An 18,192-nucleotide genomic window follows, 5' to 3' on the forward strand; every position below is an offset into this window, starting at 1 on the left:
CCTTCAGTTGTGCGCGAGCCGCTGCGCCTCGGTCGCGCTCGCCTGGAACAGGTTCGCCACCTCGAAGACGAGGTTCATCGTGCCGCGGTAGCCGACCCACACCTTCTGGTGGGCGCCGAGCCGGTCGAACACCGGCAACCCCGCGCGCAGGTGCGCCTTCACCCCGAGCCTCGCGACCGCCTGGCGGCCGTTGGAGTTGGCCACGACGAGGTCGACCCCCTCGGCCGCGCCCTCGAGGTCCTCGAGGTCACCGGCGGCCACCGTCGCGGCGGGGAGCTCGTGCAGCCCGCGCGTGCGCGTCGCGGCCAGGGCGGCGGTGACCTCGCAGCCCATGCCGTGCAAGAAGCGGGTGAGCACCTTCAGCGGGTCCGCCTCCAGGGCGAGCGCGACGCGCTTGCCGCCGAGCTGGTAGTGGCTGTCGACCATCGCGTCCATGAGCCGGCTGCGCGCGCGGCGGAGCGCGCCGGGCACCGGCCGGCCGGAGATCGCCGCGAGCGTCGCCACGAGGCGATCGACCTCGCCGATCCCGGTGAGCGAGGTGAACCCGTACGCGGGGACGCCGTGCGCCTCCTCGAGGCTCCGCGCCGCGCGCGCGAGCGAGTCGCCCACGTAGAGGGTCGCGACGCTGCGGCCGGCGGAGCGGATCGCGTCCACCCCGGCGCCGCCGGTCGAGAGCGGCGAGACCTCGGCGTCGATGTGGCCGTCGAGCGCGTTCGCCACGTCGGGCACCGCGACGACGGAGAGCCCGAAGGCCTCGATCGTGCCCTTCAGCTCCTCCACGTCCGCCGGGGTGAGGTGGGCGCCGGGGAGCAGCGTCACCTGGCCCGGGATCGGGGCGCCTCCGTCGACGAGCGTCGAGACGAGCGCCTCGACCGCCGCGGCGTAGCCCTCCTGCAGCGAGCCGCAGTAGTCCGGCGTAGAGGCCCAGACGATCGGCACGCCGGCGTGCTCGGGGTGCTCCTCGCGGAACTGCGCGATCGCGCTCCGCACGTCGTCGCCCATCGTCTCGGTGAGGCCGGAGGTCATCACCCCGACGACGCCGGGCCGGAACTTCTCGATCACGCGGGCGAGGCCGGCTTTCAGGTTGCTCCAGCCACCGAAGATCGCGGCGTCCTCGCTCATCGCCGTCGAGTTGAGCGCGATCGACTCCTTGAAGTGCCGGGAGAGCTGCAGCCGGATGAACGTCGAGCAGCCCTGCGCGCCGTGGAGCAGCGCGAGCATCCGGTCGACGCCCAGGTACGCCAGCGTGGCCCCCAGCGCGGGCGAGTTCTTCTGCGGGTTCACCGTCGCGGGCTTGGCGGGGACCTTCACGCGCGAGGCGGAGAGCTCCTCCGCGAGGAGCGCCGCGCCGTGGCCGCGCGCGGCGGCGCGCTCCGCCTCGAGGCCGGCGGCGCTCCGCTCCCAGGGGGCGGGAGCGGTCAGCGCGGACCAGATGGGGTTGCTCACCGTGAGGTCGAGCTGCCGCGCGAAGGTGACCATCCCCTCGTACCCGGCGTAGGGGTGCGCCCGCCCGTGGTTGATGTCGAGGAACGGCGTGCGGGTCTTGAGCGCGAGGAACTTGGTCTTCCCGCCCGCCACCACCAGGTCCGGCAGCTTCTCGCGCATGATCTCGAGGAGCCCGGCGGTCGAGGTGTCCTCGATGATGCGGGCGTCCCGGTGCATGAGCGCCTTCATCCGGTGGAAGTCCTCGAGCGTGGAGTTCTGCGTCCCCGCCGCGAGGACCTCGACGCCCAGCTCGCGCAAGGCGTTGACCATCGACCAGGTCTTCACGCCGCCCGTGAAGAGCACCGCGCGCTTCCCCTCGAGCCGCGCCCGGTAGGGCGCGAGGCGCGCCCGGCAGCGTTCCTCCTCCTCCGCGACGAGCGCCTCCACCGCCTCGGCCATCACGCTCGCCCCGTCGCCGCGCGCGAGGTCGAGCTCGCGCGCGATGTGGCGCAGCGCCTTCGCCGTGTCCGTCATCCCGTAGAACGACTCCTCCAGGTACGGGATGCCCCAGCGCTTCTTCATCTTGCGCGCGAGGTTCGTCAGGCTCTTCGAGCAGATGATGACGTTCAGGCGGGCGCGGTGCGCCCAGCGCAGCTCGTCGAAGCGCGCGTCGCCGGAGATGCAGGAGAGGACCCGGATCCCGAGCCGCTCGAAGAGCGGCAGCATCCCCCACAGGTCCCCGGCGATGTTGTACTCGCCGATGAGGTTGACGTCGGACGGGGTCGTCGTGGCCGGCTCGGCCGTGCCGATGACGTGCTCGAGCAGCACCTCGCCGGCCAGCCGGTTGCCGATGTTCTTGTCGCCGATGAACCCCGGCGTGTTCACCGGCACGACCGGGATCGCCACCTCGCCGGCGACGGAGCGGCAGACCGCCTCGACGTCGTCGCCGGTCATGGCCGACACGCAGGTCGCGTACACGAAGACGGCCCGCGCCTCCGGGTAGCGCGCCGCGAGGTCGAGGATGGCGCGGCGGAGCTTCTTCTCCCCGCCGAAGACCACGTCGTTCTCGAGCAGCTCCGTCGTGAAGCCGCGCCGGTACAGCTGCGAGCCGGAGGAGCGCGCGCCGCGGTTGTCCCAGGAGTTGCCGGCGCAGGCGATCGGGCCGTGGACGAGGTGGATGGCGTCCGTCACCGGCATGAGCACCACCCGCGCTCCGTCGTAGGCGCAGCTCCGCTCGGTGCCCTCGCCGGGCTCGGACCTCCTGCAGAACTTCGGAGCGCCCTTCTCCTGCGTCTCGCACTCGGGCGCGTCGTAGTAGTCGGGGCGGGGCATGGCGTCCTGTCTCTCCTGAAGGAGCCTGCTTCACTCAGCGCATCATCTCGAAGGTGCGGTCGTCGGAGGTCGCGTCCGCGAGATCGATGAACGTGTTGCAGATCTCGGTGACCATGTTGACGACGCCCTGGTAGCCGACCAGCGGGTAGCGGTGCTTGTTGACGCGGTCGAAGATCGGGAACCCGAAGCGGAAGAGCGGGATCTTCGCGTCGCGCGCGGCGAACTTGCCGTGCGTGTCGCCGATGAGCGCGTCGACCGGCTCGGTCACGAGCAGGGACCGCAGGTGCCACAGGTCCTTGTTCATATAGACCTTCGCCTCCTTCCCGAACGGAGACGCCTCCAGCAGCGCGTGGAGCTCCTTCTCCAGCTTCTTCGAGCCCTTCGAGCAGAGGACGTGGACCGGCTTCGCGCCCATCTCGAGCAGGAAGGAGACGTAGCCGACGAGCTGATCGGCGTCGCCGTAGAGGGCGAACCGCTTGCCGTGGACGTACTGGTGCGCGTCCGTCATGGCGTCCACCGCCCGGCCGCGCTCCGCCTTGAGCGCGTCCGGGACCGGCCGCTCGAACAGCTCCGAGAGCTTCACGAGCAGCGCGTCCGTCTTGGCGACGCCCATCGGCATGGGCAGGGACACGTGCTTGCCGGTGTAGCTCTCCTTGATCCACGTGAACGTCTTCGAGGTCGCGTAGGGCGCGACCGTGATCGTCGCCTTGCCGTTGATGGAGTCGGCGGCCTCGGCGAGCGGGGTGCCGCCCGGATAGATGCGGTAGGTGCCGTCCAGCGGCGAGTCGAACGTCTCGGAGATGTCGGCGAGGAAGGTGTACGGGATGCCGAACGCCTCGAGGATCTTCTTGTACTCGCGGTAGTTCCCGACGTTGGCGTCGAAGCCGGCGATGAAGTTGAGCTTGCCCGTGCAGCGCCCCTCCACGGCCTTGCCCTCGGTGAGGGTCTCGAGGATCGCCGCGAGCATGGCGTCGTAGCCGTGGACGTGGGAGCCGTTGAAGCTCGGCGTGTTGGCGTAGGGCGCCGGGAGCTCCTTCGGGAGGTGCCCCTTCTGGCGCGCGTTCTTGAGGAACGAGGAGACGTCGTCGCCGATGATCTCGGGCATGCAGGAGGTGAAGATGGCGATCATCTTCGGGTGGTAGAGCGCGCAGGCGTTCTCCAGCCCCTCGTGCAGGTTGTTCTGCCCGCCGAACACCGCGCCGTCCTCGGTCATCGCGCTGCAGACCGCTGGGGCGGGCTCCCGGAAGTGCCGGTTCAGCGTGGACCGGTAGTACGACGCGCAGCCCTGCGACCCGTGCACGAACGGGAGCGTGCCCTCGAACCCGTGCGCGCACAGCTCCGCTCCCAGCGGCTGGCACGCGTGCGCCGGGTTGATCACGAGCGCCTGGCGCGCGAAGTTCTTCTCCCGGTACTCGGGCGTGTCGATCCAGGCGGCGACCCGCGCCTCCTCCTCGGGGGTGATCTCGCAGACGGGCTTGACGGTGAGTCCAAGGTTGTTCGCCATGTTTCGGTTCCTTCGGACGAGCGGGGGGCGTTCCGTCCCCGAGGGACGGTGGATCGAGTCTGGTGGAAGCGGCGGGGGCCCGGGCCCCCGCCCGTCGAGCTAGAACGGCGACTTCACGAGCCCCCACGTCGGGCTGTTGATCGCCATGTCGATGTCGCGGGCGAAGGTGGGGAAGCCCTTGTACCCGTGGTACGGGCCCGAGTAGTCCCAGCTGTGCATCTGCCGGAACGGCAGCCCCATCTTCTGGAAGAGGTACTTCTCCTTGATCCCCGAGGCGACGAGGTCCGGCTTCAGGTCGTGGACGAACCGCTCGAGCTCGTACTCCGAGGCGTCGTCGTAGATGACGGTCGCGTCGGGCATCTCGGGCGAGGTCCGGTCGTAGTCGTCCGAGTGCGCGAACTCGTAGCCGGAGCCGACCACGGTCATGCCGAGGTCCTCGTACGCGCCCACGGTGTGGCGCGGGCGGAGGCCGCCCACGTAGAGCATCACCTTCTTACCCTCCAGGCGCGGCCGGACCTCCTCGATCACCCGCTGCATCATGGGGTCGTACCTGGCGATGACCTTCTCCACGTTCGCCTTGATCCGGTCGTCGAACCGCTCGGCGAGCTTGCGCAGGCTCTCCTTGATCTTCGTGGGCCCGAAGAAGTTCAGCTCGATCCACGGCACGCCGTACTTCTCCTCCATGACCTTGCACATGTAGTTCATGGAGCGGTAGCAGTGGATGACGTTGAGCTTCACCTCGTGCGTCGCGGCGATGTGCTCCATCTGGCCGTCGCCGGTCCACACCGCCTTCACGTTGAAGCCGCACTCCTCCAGCAGCGGCTTCGTCGACCAGGCGTCGCCGCCGATGTTGTACTCGCCGATGAGGGCGATGTCGTACGGCGTCTCGGGCTCCGCGAACTCGCGCGTCTCGATGATGTAGTCGCGGATGGTGTCGTTCGAGATGTGGTGCCCGAGCGACTGGGAGACGCCGCGGAAGCCCTCGCAGTTGCAGGGGATGATCGGGAGGTCCAGCTCCTTCGACATCTGCTTCGCCACCGCGTTGATGTCGTCGCCGATGAGGCCCACGGGGCACTCCGACAGGACGGAGATGCCCTTGGCGAGCGGGAAGAGCTCCTTCGCCTCCCGCAGGAGCACGGCGAGCTTCTTGTCGCCGCCGTAGACGATGTCCTTCTCCTGGAAGTCCGAGGTGAACTGCATCGCGAAGCTCGAGACGCCGTTCTTGCCGGACATGAGGTTCCGGCGCGTGCCCCACGAGTACCAGCCGCAGCCGACCGGGCCGTGGGAGACGTGCACCATGTCCCGGATCGGCCCCCACACCACGCCCTTGGCGCCGGCGTAGGCGCAGCCGCGGGCGCTCATGACCCCGGGGACCGTCTTGCGGTTCGACTTCACGCAGGCGCTGGCGGACGCCTGATCGTTGGGGGCGAGGTGCGGCGCGCGCTTCTTCTTGCCCTTCTCCGGGTACGCCTCGAGCGTCCGGTCGATCATCGCCTGGGTCGACTCCTTCGTGATGCCGTCGACCTTCTTCACGTTCGTACGGGGGGACACTCCGTCCCCGCTCCGCTTCGCGACGGGGACGTTGCGCCCCCCCGGTCCCCCCGCTCGCTCTGGCCCAGCCTCATCCGGCTGGGCCGCCGCTCGCCGCAGCTCCTCGCTCATGCCACTGCCTCCGCGACGCCGACCTGCGACTCGTCCTCGTCCGCGATGATGCCGAACTCCATGAGCAGCGCCTCGAGCTCCTCCATCTGCAGCGGCTTCGGCACCACCAGCTTCTTGTTCTCGGAGATCTTCCGGGCCAGCTCGCGGTACTCGTTCGCCTGCTTGTGCTCCGGCGAGTACTCGATGACGGTCATGCGGCGCAGCTCGGCGCGCTGCACCTGGTTGTCGCGCGGGACGAAGTGGATCATCTGCGTCCCGAGCTTCGCCGCGAGCGCCTCGATGAGGTCCGCCTCGCGGTCGGTGTTGCGGGAGTTGCAGATGAGGCCGCCGAGCCGGACCTTGCCCGAGGAGGCGTACTTGAGGATGCCGCGCGCGATGTTGTTCGCCGCGTACATGGCCATCATCTCGCCGGAGACCACGATGTAGATCTCCTCCGCCTTGTTCTCGCGGATGGGCATCGCGAACCCGCCGCACACCACGTCGCCGAGCACGTCGTAGAAGACGAAGTCCAGGTCGGGCGTGTACGCGCCGTTCTCCTCGAGGAAGTTGATGGCGGTGATGACGCCGCGGCCCGCGCAGCCGACCCCCGGCTCCGGGCCGCCGGACTCGACGCACTTCACGTCCCCGTACCCGACCTTCAGGACGTCGGCGACCTCGAGGTCCTCGACGGTCCCGCGCTCGCGGACGAGGTCCATCACCGTCGCCTGCGCCTTCGCGTGGAGCATGAGCCGGGTCGAGTCGGCCTTGGGATCGCAGCCGACGATCAGCACCTTCTTCCCGAGCGAGGCGAGCCCCGCGACCGTGTTCTGCGTCGTCGTGGACTTGCCGATGCCGCCCTTCCCGTAGATCGCGATCTGCCTCATGTCGTCTCGTTCTCCTCGCGGGGAGCGTCCCGCGCCGTGTTCGCGAGGAGAGAGAGCAAGTGGCGTACCGCCGCACCGCGCGCGAATCCTGCGCGCGCGAGGCCGGTTCCGCCGCGCCGGCGCAAGGCTCTCGCGTCCTCGGGACGCGAGGCGCAGCGCGCGTTCGAGATCGGACATTCGCCCCTGCGCGAAACCCGACATCGCGTGCGGAACCGGACGCACTAGGACCCGCCGCGGCGGAGGCACACGAGCCGCGTCGAGCGCCAGCCGGCCCGCCCGTAGAAGCCGAGCGCCGGCGCGTTCTCGCGATCGGCGAGGAGCTGCAGCCGCGTCGCGCCGCGCGCGGCGGCCCACGCCTCGACCGCCAGGAGCAGGCGGCGACCGAGACCCCGCCCGCGCTCGGCCGACTCCACCACCATGTCCTCGACGAGCGCCGACGGCCCGCCCTCCGCGGTCGACACGACGAGCTGGGCGGTGACCATCCCGACCACCTCGTCCTCTCGCTGGGCGACGAGCACGACCCGGCGCTCCGGCTCGGCGAGCATGAGCGCGAGCCCGCGCCGCTGCCGCTCCGGATCCGGGCGGAAGTCCGCCTCGATCGAGAAGAGGATCTCGAGCAGCCGCACGAGCCGCTCGAGGTCCGCGGGGGTGGCGCTGCGGATCGCGACCTCGTCGTCCATCGTCCGCCTCCGCCCGGCCGGGAGCTCAGAACCGCTCGACGGCGATGCCGTACTTGCGGACGCGCCAGTCGAGCTGCCGGACGGTCATGCCGAGGAGCCGCGCCGCCTTGGCCTTCACGTAGCCGGCGCGCGCGAGCGCGTCGCGCACCTCCCGCTCCTCCCGGCCGCCGTCCTCCCCGACGCCGGCCTCCGCGACGCCGTCCTCCGCCGGCGGCTGGACGGCCCCGGCGCCGCCGGCGGACTGCTCCCGATCACGCGCGCACGGCTCGGCCGCGGCGGCCTGCGCCGCGGCTCGGCCCAGGCCGAGGTGGGCGGCGCGCAGCAGCGACGCCTCCGTCGAGACCACCGCCGCCTCGAGGACGTTGCGGAGCTGCCGGACGTTGCCCGGCCAGTCGTGCGCGAGCAGCGCGTCCAGCGCGTCCGCGCCCAGCCGCACCTCGCGCCCGTTCTCCTCGGAGAGCTCCCGGAGGAGGTGCTCCGCCAGCGCCGGGACGTCCTCGCGCCGCTCGCGCAGCGGCGGGAGCAGCACCGTCACCACCGACAGGCGGTGGAACAGGTCGAGGCGGAACTCGCCGGCCCGCACCGCCGCGTCGAGATCGCGGTTCGTCGCGGCGACGATGCGGACGTCCACGGTGACCGCGCGGCGCCCCCCCACCCGCTCGAACTGGCGCTCCTGGATGGCGCGCAGCAGCTTCGCCTGCGCCGAGAGCGACAGCTCGCCGACCTCGTCGAGGAACAGCGTCCCGCCGTCGGCCAGCTCGAAGCGGCCCTTGGTGCCCGCGGCCGCCCCCGTGAACGCGCCCTTCTCGTGGCCGAACAGCTCGCTCTCGAGGAGCGCCTCGGGGAGCGCCGCGCAGTTCAGGGCCACGAACGGCCGGCCGGTGCGGGGGCTCGCCTCGTGAAGCGCCCGCGCGACGAGCTCCTTGCCGGTGCCGCTCTCGCCGCGCACGAGCACGGTCGCACGGCTCCGCGCCACGCGCTCGACCCGCTCCAGCACCTCGCGCATCCCCCGACCCACGCCGACGATCCCGGGCAGCCGGGCCTCGGGCGCGCCCGCCTCCTCCTCCAGCACCGCCCGCCGCCGTGGGTTCTCGAGCTCCTGCAGCCGGACGCGCGCGCCCACCATGCCCGCGAGGATCTCGAGGAAGCGGAGATCCCGCTCGAAGGAGATCGGCCCCGCGCCGTGGCGCCGGTCGACGGTGAGCACGCCGAGGGTGGTCCGCCCGTGGCGGACGGGGACGCCGAGGAAGGCCCGCGGCTCGGCGTCGAGGTCGCGCCAGGTGCCGGTCCGGTTCAGGAACAGGGGCTCGCTGCCGATGTCCGGCACCGCCATCGGCATGCCGGTCGCGAAGATCCGTCCGACGATCCCCTCCCCCGGCCGTAGCCTCCCGAGGATCCGCTCCCGGTCGCGCATCTCCGGCGCGGCCTCGATGAACACCTCGCCCGTCACCGGGTCGAAGAGCGAGAGGGTCCCGTTCTCCATCCCGAGCTCGAGCTGGAGCACCGACAGCGTGGCGTCCAGCGCCTCGCGGAGATCGGTCGCGAGCCACAGGACGCGCGCGGCGTCGTGGAGGGCCTGGACCTCGCGCGCCTCGCGGCCGGGCATGCGCACCCGCTCTCGCAAGGTCGATGCCACCTGCCGGGCGCAGCGTCCGCGGGCGACGGTTCTTGCAGGTCGCGAGGAAACACCGCCGGATCCCGCGGGATCCCGCCGCCCCCGACCATGAACATCTCGCTCAACCGCTGCAACCTGCCGCCCTGGGTGATCGCGAGCTGCCAGTTCAACGAGCACCCGGTGCCTCTGGAGATCCAGGGCGTGCGGTCGTCGAACGCCTTCCTGTTCCGCGCCCTCGACGCGCTCGACGACCCGGTGGCGCGCGCGCTCACCTTCGACGACTGGATCTCGGTGCGCTTCCAGCTCCACAGCTGGGCGGAGCAGGCGACGCCGTCGGCGCGGCGGAGCCTCAAGAACTCCTACCTCCGCTTCCTGCGCGGCTGGGGCATGGACGCCTCGAGCATCGAGGGGGCGGTGCTGAAGGGCTGGGTCGAGAGCCGGATGGGCATCGCCCCCTGCTTCCACCGCGCGCCCATCCGCGACCTGCACGGCCCCGAGTACGCCCGCTACGCCCTCGATCGCACGCGCGGCAGCGCCTGCACGAGCGCCATCCTCGATCAGCTCGACCTCGTCTACACGTTCACGCAGTACGAGCTGGCGCGCCGCCGGCCCGGGGAGCGCTGGGTGACCCTCTGGCGCGGCGTGAACGATCCCGGCGATCACGAGGTGGTCGCGGAGGTCGGCCGGCGCGAGCGGATCGTGCGGCTGAACAACCTCTGCTCGTTCACCGACGATCGGGAGCGGGCCTGGGAGTTCGGCTCGACGGTGTGGGAGGTGCGCGTCGCGCTGCCGCGCGTGTTCCTCGCGCCGGACGTCTTCCCGCGCGCGATCCTGCGCGGCGAGCGAGAGTGGCTCGCGGTCGGGGGCGAGGCGCGCGTGCGCCGCGTGCTCGGCTGAGAGCGCCGTCCAGAACTCCCCTGTGAGCCGCTCGCGGCTAGACCTCGGGCGGGCGCCCCCGTCCCACCGGCGACAGGTCCACCAGCCGGCCGGCGAGCCGCGCGAGCTCGTCCGTGAGGCGCCGGTCGAGCCGCCGCAGCCATCGCCGCGGGATCGCCTCCGGCCCGTGGTACGCGCCGGCGATGGCGCCGGCGATCGCCGCGGTGGTGTCGGCGTCGCCGCCCCGGTTCACCACCGCGACGAGGCACTCCTCGAACGAGCGGGTCGCGAACACGAAGTGCAGCACGGTCTGGAGCGTGTCCACCACGTAGCCGGTCGCGAGCCCCGGGTACGGCGCGAAGCGGAAGCGCGGCTCGGCCGCCACGAGCGCGTCGGCCGCGCCACGCAGCCGCCGCAGCGACAGCCCGAGGCAGCCGAGCTGGACGAGCTCGCCCACTAGGCGGCACGCGGCGTCGGAGAGCGGGTGGTGGTGCGTGATGCGGCCCTGCTCGAGCGCGACGCGGCGGAGGGCCTCGCCGTCGCCGAGCGTGAGCAGCGCCACGGGCACCATCCGCACCGCGGCGCCGTTCCCGGCGTCGCCGTCGTGCGGCTCCCCCTCGAGCGTGCCGTCCAGCAGGTACCGGCGGATGCCGCGCCTGCAGGTGGAGCCGACGTCCACCGGGCCGCTCCGGAGCCACGCCGCGAGCGCGTCGGCGGCGGCGCGCCGGGACCAGCCGCCCTCCGCGTCGACGGCGCGCGCCAGGCACAGCGACATCTCGGTGTCGTCGGTGACGGCGCCGGGCCTCAGGTGAAGCCACCCGCCTCCCGTGATCTCCCGATGGACGCCCAGCTCGGCGCGGATCTCGCCCGGCGTCATGAACTCGACGGTAGCGCCGAGCGCGTCGCCCACCGCAGCGCCGAGGAACGCGGCCCGGGCGCGATCCCGGACGTCGGGCAGGTGAACGCGGAGGGACGTCACGCGGGGGAGGCCATGCGAGAACCGTACCCCGACGAACGCTCCCGGCTCGGCCGCCTCAGCGGATCCGCGCGAGGGATCGATCGTCGAGATGGAGACGCGGGCGGGGCTCGCCCCGCCCGCGCTCCGGCTGCGGTCCTGCTACTTCAGTTCTGCCCCGGAGGCGCTCCGTCATCCTCGAGGATCGTCACCACCGCCTCGCCGTCGGCGAGCGTGGCGCCGGTGACGCCGGTGATCCTCACCAGGAACGCCTCGTCGCCCTCGGGCACGATGTCGCCCTTGAGGCCGATGGCGATGCTCGCGGCCGTCCTGCCCGCCGGGACGACGATCGTGCCGGAGGTGGCAGCGACCTCGAAGTCGTTCCCGTGCTGGGCGGTTCCGTCGACGACCACGTAGCGGACCGCCACCGGCTGGACCGTCGCCGCGGAGAGCCGGACGGTGACGCCCCTCGTCGCGACGCCCGCGTCGCCTTCTGGATACGCCGCGTCCTCGACCGCCACCGTCGCCGCGTTCGGCGTGCAGCTGAACACCTCGACGTCGTCGACGTACCACCCTCCGCGGCCACCGCAGCCGTCGGTGCCCAGGTCGAAGCGCAGCTGGATCCGGTCCCCGGCCTTCGCGAACGTGCCGAGATCCACGTGCGACCGTCCCCAGGTCCCGCTCTTGAGGGTACCGGCGTCCGTGCCGGTCCAGGCCGGCTGACCGGCGAGCGGGTTCGTGTTGCCGGCGGCGGCCGTCTCGAGGAGCGCGTTGTACCCGTTGTACGTGAACGCCGACGGCGGGAGGAGCTGCCACGGCCCACCGTTGACGCTCACCTTGACGTTCCCGCCGTCGAACCCCGCCTCCGTGGCGACCCAGTGCCAGAACGTGGCGCGGGCGAACTCGGTGGTGCCCGGGAGCGTGATGGCGGGGCTCGTCAGCGAGAGCACCCCGGTCTCGTCCCCGCCCGGTGCGCACGTGCCGATGTTGGGATCCGGGGCGAAGAAGGCGGAGCCCGGCCGGCCGTTCGGGAGCGCGCCGAGCCAGGTCCACTCGCGCGGGGTGAAGTCGCCGGGCGCCGCCGCGAAGGTCGCGGAGGTCCAGCCGGAGGCCCCCGCGTCGAACGAGAACAGCTGAATCGCCTGCTTCGCTCCGTTCGTGCCCGCCCCGCACTGCGGCGTCTCCTGCGGGTTGAGGAGCGGCCTGAACCCGCAGAAGGTCGGGGGCGTCCGCAGCTCGACCGCTGCGATCGTCCTCGCCACCTCCGCGCAATCGGCGGCGGTGATGGTCTCGCCCGAGGCGCCGCCCGTGAGCGCCGGGAGCGTGGCCCCCGTGAGGTCGGCGCAGGAGGACTCGAGCGCGGTCGCGTGGTCGGCGAAGTCGCTGTCCTCGACCTGGTAGACGTCCGCGGCGCGGAAGTAGAGGTGCGCGGCCTTGGTGAGCCCGATCCCGGCGATCGTCTGCCCGTTGTACGAGCCGCCGTCGACCAGCAGGGCGAACGCGTGGTTCGGCACGCCCGAGTTGGTGTGCACGCCGCCGTTGTCGCCGGCGTAGTCGCACACGTAGTACGCCCGGTCCGTCACCTTGCCCGGGTTCGAGTAGCAGGTCGGGTTCCACATGTCCCGGAGGGCGCCGCTGAACGCCGCCGAGTCCTCGCCCATGAGCCAGCGCACCGACGCGTCGCTGCCGGGCTGGGCCACCAGCTTCGCGGTCACCACCTCGGCGCCGGCCAGCGCGGCGCGGATGGAGTCGCCCGTCGCCTTCTGCACGCCGACGGACGGGATGGTCACCGACGCGTCCGACCCGCCCATCCCGGGGAGGCCATTCGCCGCGTTGTTCGCGACGATCACCGCGACCGCCCCGGCGGTCTGCGCGTTCTTCACCTTGACGGTGAAGTTGCACGAGCCGCGGTTCACGAGGGCGATCTTGCCCAGGACCGCCGCGGCGTTGGTGAGAGGCGAGCACGCATCGAGGGTGCTGGGGCCTCCGGCGTCGGCGGGATCGAGCGCGGCGACGACCTCGCCCGTGATCCCCGCCGCGGTCAGCCTCGGGCCGAACGACGCCGACTGCGCGAAGTACTCGCCCGCGAGGGAGGCCGGCGCCGTCACGACGAGCTTGGCGACCGGCGGCGAGAAGGTCGAGCAGGCGCCCGCGCTGCGCGCCGCGTCCGGCGCGTCGCCGCCCCGGCCGTTGATGGCGTCCACGATCTCACCCCAGATGTCCGAGTACGCCTCGTTGAGCGCGCCCGGCTGCCACGCGTAGATGAGGTCGTGGGTGTACTGCGTGTACGCGTGCCCCCACTCGTGCGCGGTCACGTCGTCGGTGGTCGTCCCCGGGCAGAACGAGATGAACGTCCCGTTCCACGAAGCGTTCGGGCAGCTGTAGCCGCGGTCGAAGATGGCATCCATCGTGGCGCCCTGGCCGTCGAAGGAGTCGCGGCCGAACGCGTTCTTGAAGAAGTCGTAGACCTCCTTCGACGAGGCGATCATGTTGTTCGCCTCCTCGGACGCGGTCGGGAAGCCCTGCCCCTCCGTCCAGTAGGCGGCGTTCGGGTAGCTCCTCGGCGCGAACGCGAGCTCGTGCCCGTCGTACGCCCGGCGGTTCAGCTCGTCGTGGATCCCGGCGACGGTCTCGACGACCTTGCCCGTGTGCGCGCCGACGTAGACGAGGTCGCGGACGCCGGCGCCGTCGGTCACCTCGATCTCCCACGCGAGCTGCGCTTCGCCCGGGACGCCCTTCGCCAGCCCCTCGCGATAGACGTACAGCTTCGTCGAGCCGATCCCGAGGGTGCCCGAGGGGCCCCGCTCACGGACGACCGCGGAGAGCGCGAGCTCTGCCGCCTGCGCGGCGCTCCACGTCGGCGTCGGGACGACCGCGAGGTCCGGGACCGCGGTGCCGTTCACCGCCTTCAGCTTGTGCGCCGCGTCGAAGTGCGTCTTCACCGTTCCCGCGAAGACCGGGACGCCGTCGTGGAACTGCCGGTACGTGAGGTGGGTCTCGCCGAGCGCGTCGACGACGGTCGAGACGTGGCGGAGACCGGCGGGATCCGAGACCCCGATCGCCGCGCCGTAGCTGCGGAAGAACGCGGCGGACTGCGCCTTCTTGTCGCGCTCCGTCCTTGCCGCGGCCTGGCCGAGCCCGCGTGCAGCCGGCGGCAGGCTCACGAACCGCGCCACGTCGGTCGACTTGTGCATCGACACGGCGGCGGTGCCTTTTGCCGCATCCTGTAGCCTCTTCAGCGCGACATCGCGGGCGCGGGGATCGGCGAGCGCCGGCGAGGCGGCGAGCGCAGCGCTTACGGCAAGGGCGAGACACGAGCGAACTTGCATGCGGACCTCTCGACGGCGGGTAGGGGAACGTCGGTGAGAGGGGCATACGCTAGCTGATCGATATCAGTCCTGTCGGGGGAGAGCCCATCGAGGGGGGACGTACGCCCGACATAGGACGGTGGGTGGAAGGCCCGCGCTTTCGTAGCGCCCGTGCCAGGGCCTCGCGAGACGTTCCCCCGGGACCGCAGCCTCTCAACTCGAGAGCGTCGGGACGGTCCCGACGCCCCCACCCGTGGGGGCCCTGTCGAGGGGGGTCACGTCCGAGCGAGCGGGATCTAGTTTCGGAGGTCTGCGGCCGGTGGGTCGGCCGCCGCCGGGTGACACCATGAACGTCGCGCTCCTCACGCTCTCAGCCGCCGCCATCATGACGCTCGCCGTGGCCATCGCCGCGACCCGCCGCCGCCGGCGGACGCGCGCGCTCCCCGGCGGGCTGGACCTCGACCTGGGTCAGACGACGGAGCTGCTGCCCGCCGGGCTGAAGCACCTCGGCGCCCGGCTGAACGAGCCGCTCTCCCTCGGCCTCCGCATCCCCGCCCCTCACGCGGGGACGGCGCAGAAGCGGCTAGGGCAGCTCATCGGCCTCCGCTGAGCGGGCGCTCACGATCGACCTCCGAGCGGCTCCACGGAGGAGCCTCCAGCTCGGAGACCACGCGGCGAGCGTTGCCCTGCGCAGGCCCTGTTGTAACGAACCGGGCTCCCCGCCGAGGAGCCCACGTGACCGAACCCCGCCCGAGCTGGCACAGCAACGTCGGCTTCCTGCTCGCCGCGGTCGGCTCGGCCGTCGGGCTCGGGAACCTCTGGCGCTTCGCCTACCTCGCCTCCGAGAGCGGCGGGGCCGCGTTCGTCCTCGTCTACCTCGTCGTGATCGTCCTCGTCGGCGCGCCCCTGCTCGTGGCCGAGCTGGCGATGGGGCGGAGCGCGCGGGAGGGCGCGTTCCGCGCCCCGGGCCGGCTCGTGGGCCGCCGGCTGGAGTGGGTGGGCGCCCTGTTCGTCCTCACCGGGTTCGCGATCCTCTCCTACTACTCGGTCATCACCGGCTGGACCGCGCGCTACCTCGTGGCCGTCGCGCGCGGCGCAGTGGAACGGGACACGGCGGCGCAGTTCGCGGCGGCGGCGTCCGGCGGCGCCGCGGTGACCTGGCACCTGGTGGCGATGGCGCTCACCGTCGCGATCGTGGCGGGCGGGGTGCGCGGCGGGATCGAGCGGGCCTCCCTGGTGCTCATGCCGGCGCTCTTCGTGCTCCTGATCGCGCTCGCCGCATGGGCGGCCACGCTCCCGGACGGCGGCGCGGGCTACGCGTTCTACCTGCGCCCGGACCCCGCCAGGATCTGGCGGCTCGACACCTTCACGAGCGCCGTCGGTCAGGCGTTCTTCTCGCTGTCGCTCGGCATGGGCGCGATGCTCACCTACGCCTCGTATCTCCAGAAGGGCGGGAGCCTGGTGCGCGAGGGGTTCGTCATCGCGCTCGCCGACGGCTCGGTCGCCTTCGCGGGCGGGCTCGTCACGTTCCCCATCGTCTACCAGTTCGGCCTGCAGGGACAGGTCGGCGAGAGCACGGTCGGCGCCCTCTTCATCGCGCTGCCCCACGCGTTCGCGACGCTCGGCGCGACCGGACGGATCGTGGGGACGGCGTTCTTCCTCGCGCTCCTCATCGCCGCGCTCACCTCGGCGATCTCGCTCCTGGAGGTGCTCGTGGACGCCGTGGTCGCCCGCACCGGCTGGAGCCGCCGCCGCGCCGTGGTCCTGGCCGGCGGCGCGACGGCGCTGGCCGGCGTGCCCGCGGCGCTGGACCTCCGCTGGCTCGGCGCCGCCGACCGGATCGCGGGCAACCTCCTGCTCGTCGTCGGCGGACTCATCATCGCGATCCTCACCGGCTGGATCTGGACCGGGGCCGACGCCGAGCTCGCCGACGGCTTCCCGCATCCGCGGGTCCGCCGCGCGTGGATCTGGCTGCTGCGGGTCGCGATCCCCGCCGCCCTCGCGCTCGTCCTCGTCGGCGCGGTGCGCGACGCGCTCGGGGTGATCGCCGCGGCGATCCGGTGAGGGCGGCCTAGCCGCGGGCCGCGGGGTGGGAGCGGGACGGCCAGACGGTGGCGCGCGTCTCCGCCACCACGACCGGGACGAGCAGCACGAGCCCGACGAGGTTCGGCAGCGCCATGGCGCCGTTCATCACGTCGCTGAACGTCCAGACGAGCTCGAGCCCCTCGGCGTGGCCGAGCTCGAGCACGTACGACCCGACGAACGCGCCCACCACGAACAGCAGGCGGAAGAGCGGGATGACGCGCCGTCCGAGGAGGTACTCCAGCGCGCGCTCGCCGTAGTAGGCCCAGCCCAGGATGGTCGAGAAGGCGAACAGGGCGAGCCCCACGGAGACGATGATCCCGCCCCACTCCCCCGGGAGCCCGGTGCGGAAGGCCGCCATGGTGAGCGGCGCGCCGGTGAGGGCCTTGCCGGTCACCGCGTCGGCCCGCGTCCACGCGCCGGTCGCGATGATGGTGAAGCCCGTGATGGAGCAGACGACGATGGTGTCGATGAACGTCTGCGTCATCGAGACGAGCGCCTGGGCCGCGGGCGTGCGGGTCTGCGCGGCGGCGGCCGCGATGCCGCCGGTGCCCAGCCCGGACTCGTTCGAGAACACACCGCGCGCGAGCCCCCAGCGGATCCCATCGCGCAGCGTGGCGCCGAGGAAGGCGCCGACCGGCGCCGCCGGGCTGAACGCGTCGCGCAGGACGTAGGCCGCGATGTCCGGGATGCCGCGCCAGTTGAGCGCGAGCACCACCAGCCCGCCCGCCAGGTAGAAGAGGATCATCGCGGGGACGAAGAGCTCCGTGACCCGCCCGATCGTCCGGATGCCGCCGACGATGACGAGCCCGGTGAGCGCCGCGATCACGATCCCGGTCCAGAGCGGGCGGATCCCGAACGAGGCGCGGAGCGCGTCGGCGACCGAGTTGGACTGCACCATGTTGCCGATGCCGAAGCTCGCCATCGCGGCGAAGAGCGCGAAGATCCCGCCGAGCGCGCGGCCCCAGCGGCCGCCGACCCCGCGCGCCAGGTAGTACATCGGGCCGCCCTGCATGTTGCCCGCCTCGTCCGCGACCCGGTACTTCACGCCGAGCAGCGCCTCCGCGTACTTCGTCGCCATCCCGACGAGCCCGGTCACCCACATCCAGAAGAGCGCGCCGGGCCCTCCCGCCGCGATCGCGGTGGCGACGCCGGCGATGTTCCCGACGCCCACCGTGGCGGCGAGCGCGGTCATGAGCGCCTGGAAGTGCGAGACGTCGCCCTCGGCGCCCACCTCCTTGCGGACGAGGAACGCGAGCCGGAGCGACGCGGCGAGGCGGGTGAACTGCAGCCCGCGCAGCGCGAGGGTGAGGTACAGGCCGGTGCCGACGAGGAGGAGGATCGTGGGGACGCCCCACACGATCCCGCTCGCCCAGGAGAGGAAGGCTTGGAGGGTGCTCATCGAGCCCGGACTGTACCGCGGGACGGGGGCAGAGGACGACCGGGTCGAGGTCGAGGTCGAGGTCTCTTCATTCGTCACATCCCACGGCGACAGCACGCGCGCGCGCGGGGTTGTGTGCCGCCGCTCGACGCAGAGGGCTCGGGCATCGAGGGGAGAAGCGCCCGGTTCCCGGCGCGCCTCGGGCATGGCACGCGGCGGGTCTTCGTCGCCGTCGGCGCGAGGACTGGACGAGCGGGCAGAGCAGGTCCGAGGAAGTTGCGCGCACGTCTCCGCCCATGCCGGCGTTCACTCATAGTCCCTGCTATCTCCAGCGATAGCTCTTGCGAGCCACGCGAGTCCCAGTTGCGGTGGGTGAATGTTGCCCTCTTGACGAGGTTCGAGGCGAAACGTGCTTCGACGTCCGCGGCACGTCGAGAGCACGCTCCTCGCGAGCGCAGGCAGGTCGCACCGTGCGCGTCCGGCGCACCGCGTGGATGGCGAAGGGGCGG

At 72.1% G+C, this 18,192-nt stretch carries 12 protein-coding genes; 3 read left to right on the forward strand and 9 right to left on the reverse strand.

Features of this window, described 5'->3' with window-relative positions:
- Positions 1-3 precede the first annotated feature (3 nt).
- From ANAE109_RS15520 to ANAE109_RS15545, 6 genes are all read right to left on the reverse strand, one after another.
- On the reverse strand, positions 4-2,757 hold the full coding sequence (locus ANAE109_RS15520; protein WP_012097838.1) for a bifunctional nitrogenase iron-molybdenum cofactor biosynthesis protein NifEN: 2,754 nt from the start codon (positions 2,755-2,757) through the stop codon (positions 4-6).
- 34 nt (positions 2,758-2,791) lie between these two features.
- Positions 2,792-4,261 (reverse strand): nitrogenase molybdenum-iron protein subunit beta, encoded by a 1,470-nt coding sequence (gene nifK / locus ANAE109_RS15525; protein WP_012097839.1) that lies wholly within the window; start codon positions 4,259-4,261, stop codon positions 2,792-2,794.
- A gap of 99 nt (positions 4,262-4,360) precedes the next feature.
- Positions 4,361-5,812, reverse strand: coding sequence for a nitrogenase molybdenum-iron protein alpha chain (gene nifD / locus ANAE109_RS15530; protein WP_012097840.1), 1,452 nt, complete (start codon positions 5,810-5,812; stop codon positions 4,361-4,363).
- A 107-nt stretch (positions 5,813-5,919) separates the two neighbouring features.
- Positions 5,920-6,786, reverse strand: coding sequence for a nitrogenase iron protein (gene nifH / locus ANAE109_RS15535; protein ID WP_012097841.1), 867 nt, complete (start codon positions 6,784-6,786; stop codon positions 5,920-5,922).
- Positions 6,787-7,007: 221 nt separating this feature from the next.
- The gene (locus ANAE109_RS15540) at positions 7,008-7,466 is read right to left on the reverse strand and encodes a GNAT family N-acetyltransferase (RefSeq protein ID WP_012097842.1); all 459 of its coding nucleotides are present in this window, start codon (positions 7,464-7,466) and stop codon (positions 7,008-7,010) included.
- Between the two features lie 25 nt (positions 7,467-7,491).
- On the reverse strand, positions 7,492-9,072 hold the full coding sequence (locus ANAE109_RS15545; RefSeq protein WP_041448394.1) for a sigma-54-dependent Fis family transcriptional regulator: 1,581 nt from the start codon (positions 9,070-9,072) through the stop codon (positions 7,492-7,494).
- A 117-nt stretch (positions 9,073-9,189) separates the two neighbouring features.
- On the opposite strand from ANAE109_RS15545, the gene ANAE109_RS15550 reads away from it, so the two are divergent.
- Positions 9,190-9,978, forward strand: a complete 789-nt coding sequence (locus ANAE109_RS15550; RefSeq protein ID WP_012097844.1) for an NAD(+)--dinitrogen-reductase ADP-D-ribosyltransferase — start codon at positions 9,190-9,192, stop codon at positions 9,976-9,978.
- A 37-nt stretch (positions 9,979-10,015) separates the two neighbouring features.
- Here the strand turns inward: ANAE109_RS15550 and draG are convergent, their stop codons facing one another.
- Both draG and ANAE109_RS23585 read right to left on the reverse strand, forming a co-directional pair.
- Positions 10,016-10,936, reverse strand: coding sequence for an ADP-ribosyl-[dinitrogen reductase] hydrolase (gene draG, locus ANAE109_RS15555; RefSeq protein WP_012097845.1), 921 nt, complete (start codon positions 10,934-10,936; stop codon positions 10,016-10,018).
- 143 nt (positions 10,937-11,079) lie between these two features.
- The gene (locus ANAE109_RS23585; protein ID WP_049768605.1) at positions 11,080-14,106 is read right to left on the reverse strand and encodes a M4 family metallopeptidase; all 3,027 of its coding nucleotides are present in this window, start codon (positions 14,104-14,106) and stop codon (positions 11,080-11,082) included.
- Positions 14,107-14,539: 433 nt separating this feature from the next.
- On the opposite strand from ANAE109_RS23585, the gene ANAE109_RS15570 reads away from it, so the two are divergent.
- A complete protein-coding gene (locus ANAE109_RS15570) occupies positions 14,540-14,830 on the forward strand; it encodes a hypothetical protein (RefSeq protein WP_041448395.1) in 291 nt (96 codons plus the stop codon).
- Positions 14,831-14,955: 125 nt separating this feature from the next.
- Positions 14,956-16,284 carry a sodium-dependent transporter gene (locus tag ANAE109_RS15575; protein ID WP_012097848.1) on the forward strand — a complete coding sequence of 443 codons (1,329 nt, stop codon included), beginning with the start codon at positions 14,956-14,958 and terminating at the stop codon, positions 16,282-16,284.
- A gap of 7 nt (positions 16,285-16,291) precedes the next feature.
- Here the strand turns inward: ANAE109_RS15575 and ANAE109_RS15580 are convergent, their stop codons facing one another.
- Positions 16,292-17,704, reverse strand: a complete 1,413-nt coding sequence (locus ANAE109_RS15580; RefSeq protein WP_012097849.1) for a sodium:alanine symporter family protein — start codon at positions 17,702-17,704, stop codon at positions 16,292-16,294.
- Between the last annotated feature and the right edge of the window lie 488 nt (positions 17,705-18,192).

Source organism: Anaeromyxobacter sp. Fw109-5, assembly GCF_000017505.1.
Taxonomy (GTDB): Bacteria; Myxococcota; Myxococcia; order Myxococcales; family Anaeromyxobacteraceae; genus Anaeromyxobacter.

Excerpts from the sequence above, each read along its gene's own strand:
- ANAE109_RS15545 (WP_041448394.1), bottom strand. The coding sequence starts at position 9,072 with ATGCCCGGCCGCGAGGCGCGCGAGGTCCAGGCCCTCCACGACGCCGCG.
- ANAE109_RS15580 (WP_012097849.1), bottom strand. The coding sequence starts at position 17,704 with ATGAGCACCCTCCAAGCCTTCCTCTCCTGGGCGAGCGGGATCGTGTGG.
- ANAE109_RS23585 (WP_049768605.1), bottom strand. The coding sequence starts at position 14,106 with ATGCACAAGTCGACCGACGTGGCGCGGTTCGTGAGCCTGCCGCCGGCT.
- ANAE109_RS15550 (WP_012097844.1), top strand. The coding sequence starts at position 9,190 with ATGAACATCTCGCTCAACCGCTGCAACCTGCCGCCCTGGGTGATCGCG.
- nifH (WP_012097841.1), bottom strand. The coding sequence starts at position 6,786 with ATGAGGCAGATCGCGATCTACGGGAAGGGCGGCATCGGCAAGTCCACG.
- ANAE109_RS15540 (WP_012097842.1), bottom strand. The coding sequence starts at position 7,466 with ATGGACGACGAGGTCGCGATCCGCAGCGCCACCCCCGCGGACCTCGAG.
- nifK (WP_012097839.1), bottom strand. The coding sequence starts at position 4,261 with ATGGCGAACAACCTTGGACTCACCGTCAAGCCCGTCTGCGAGATCACC.
- ANAE109_RS15520 (WP_012097838.1), bottom strand. The coding sequence starts at position 2,757 with ATGCCCCGCCCCGACTACTACGACGCGCCCGAGTGCGAGACGCAGGAG.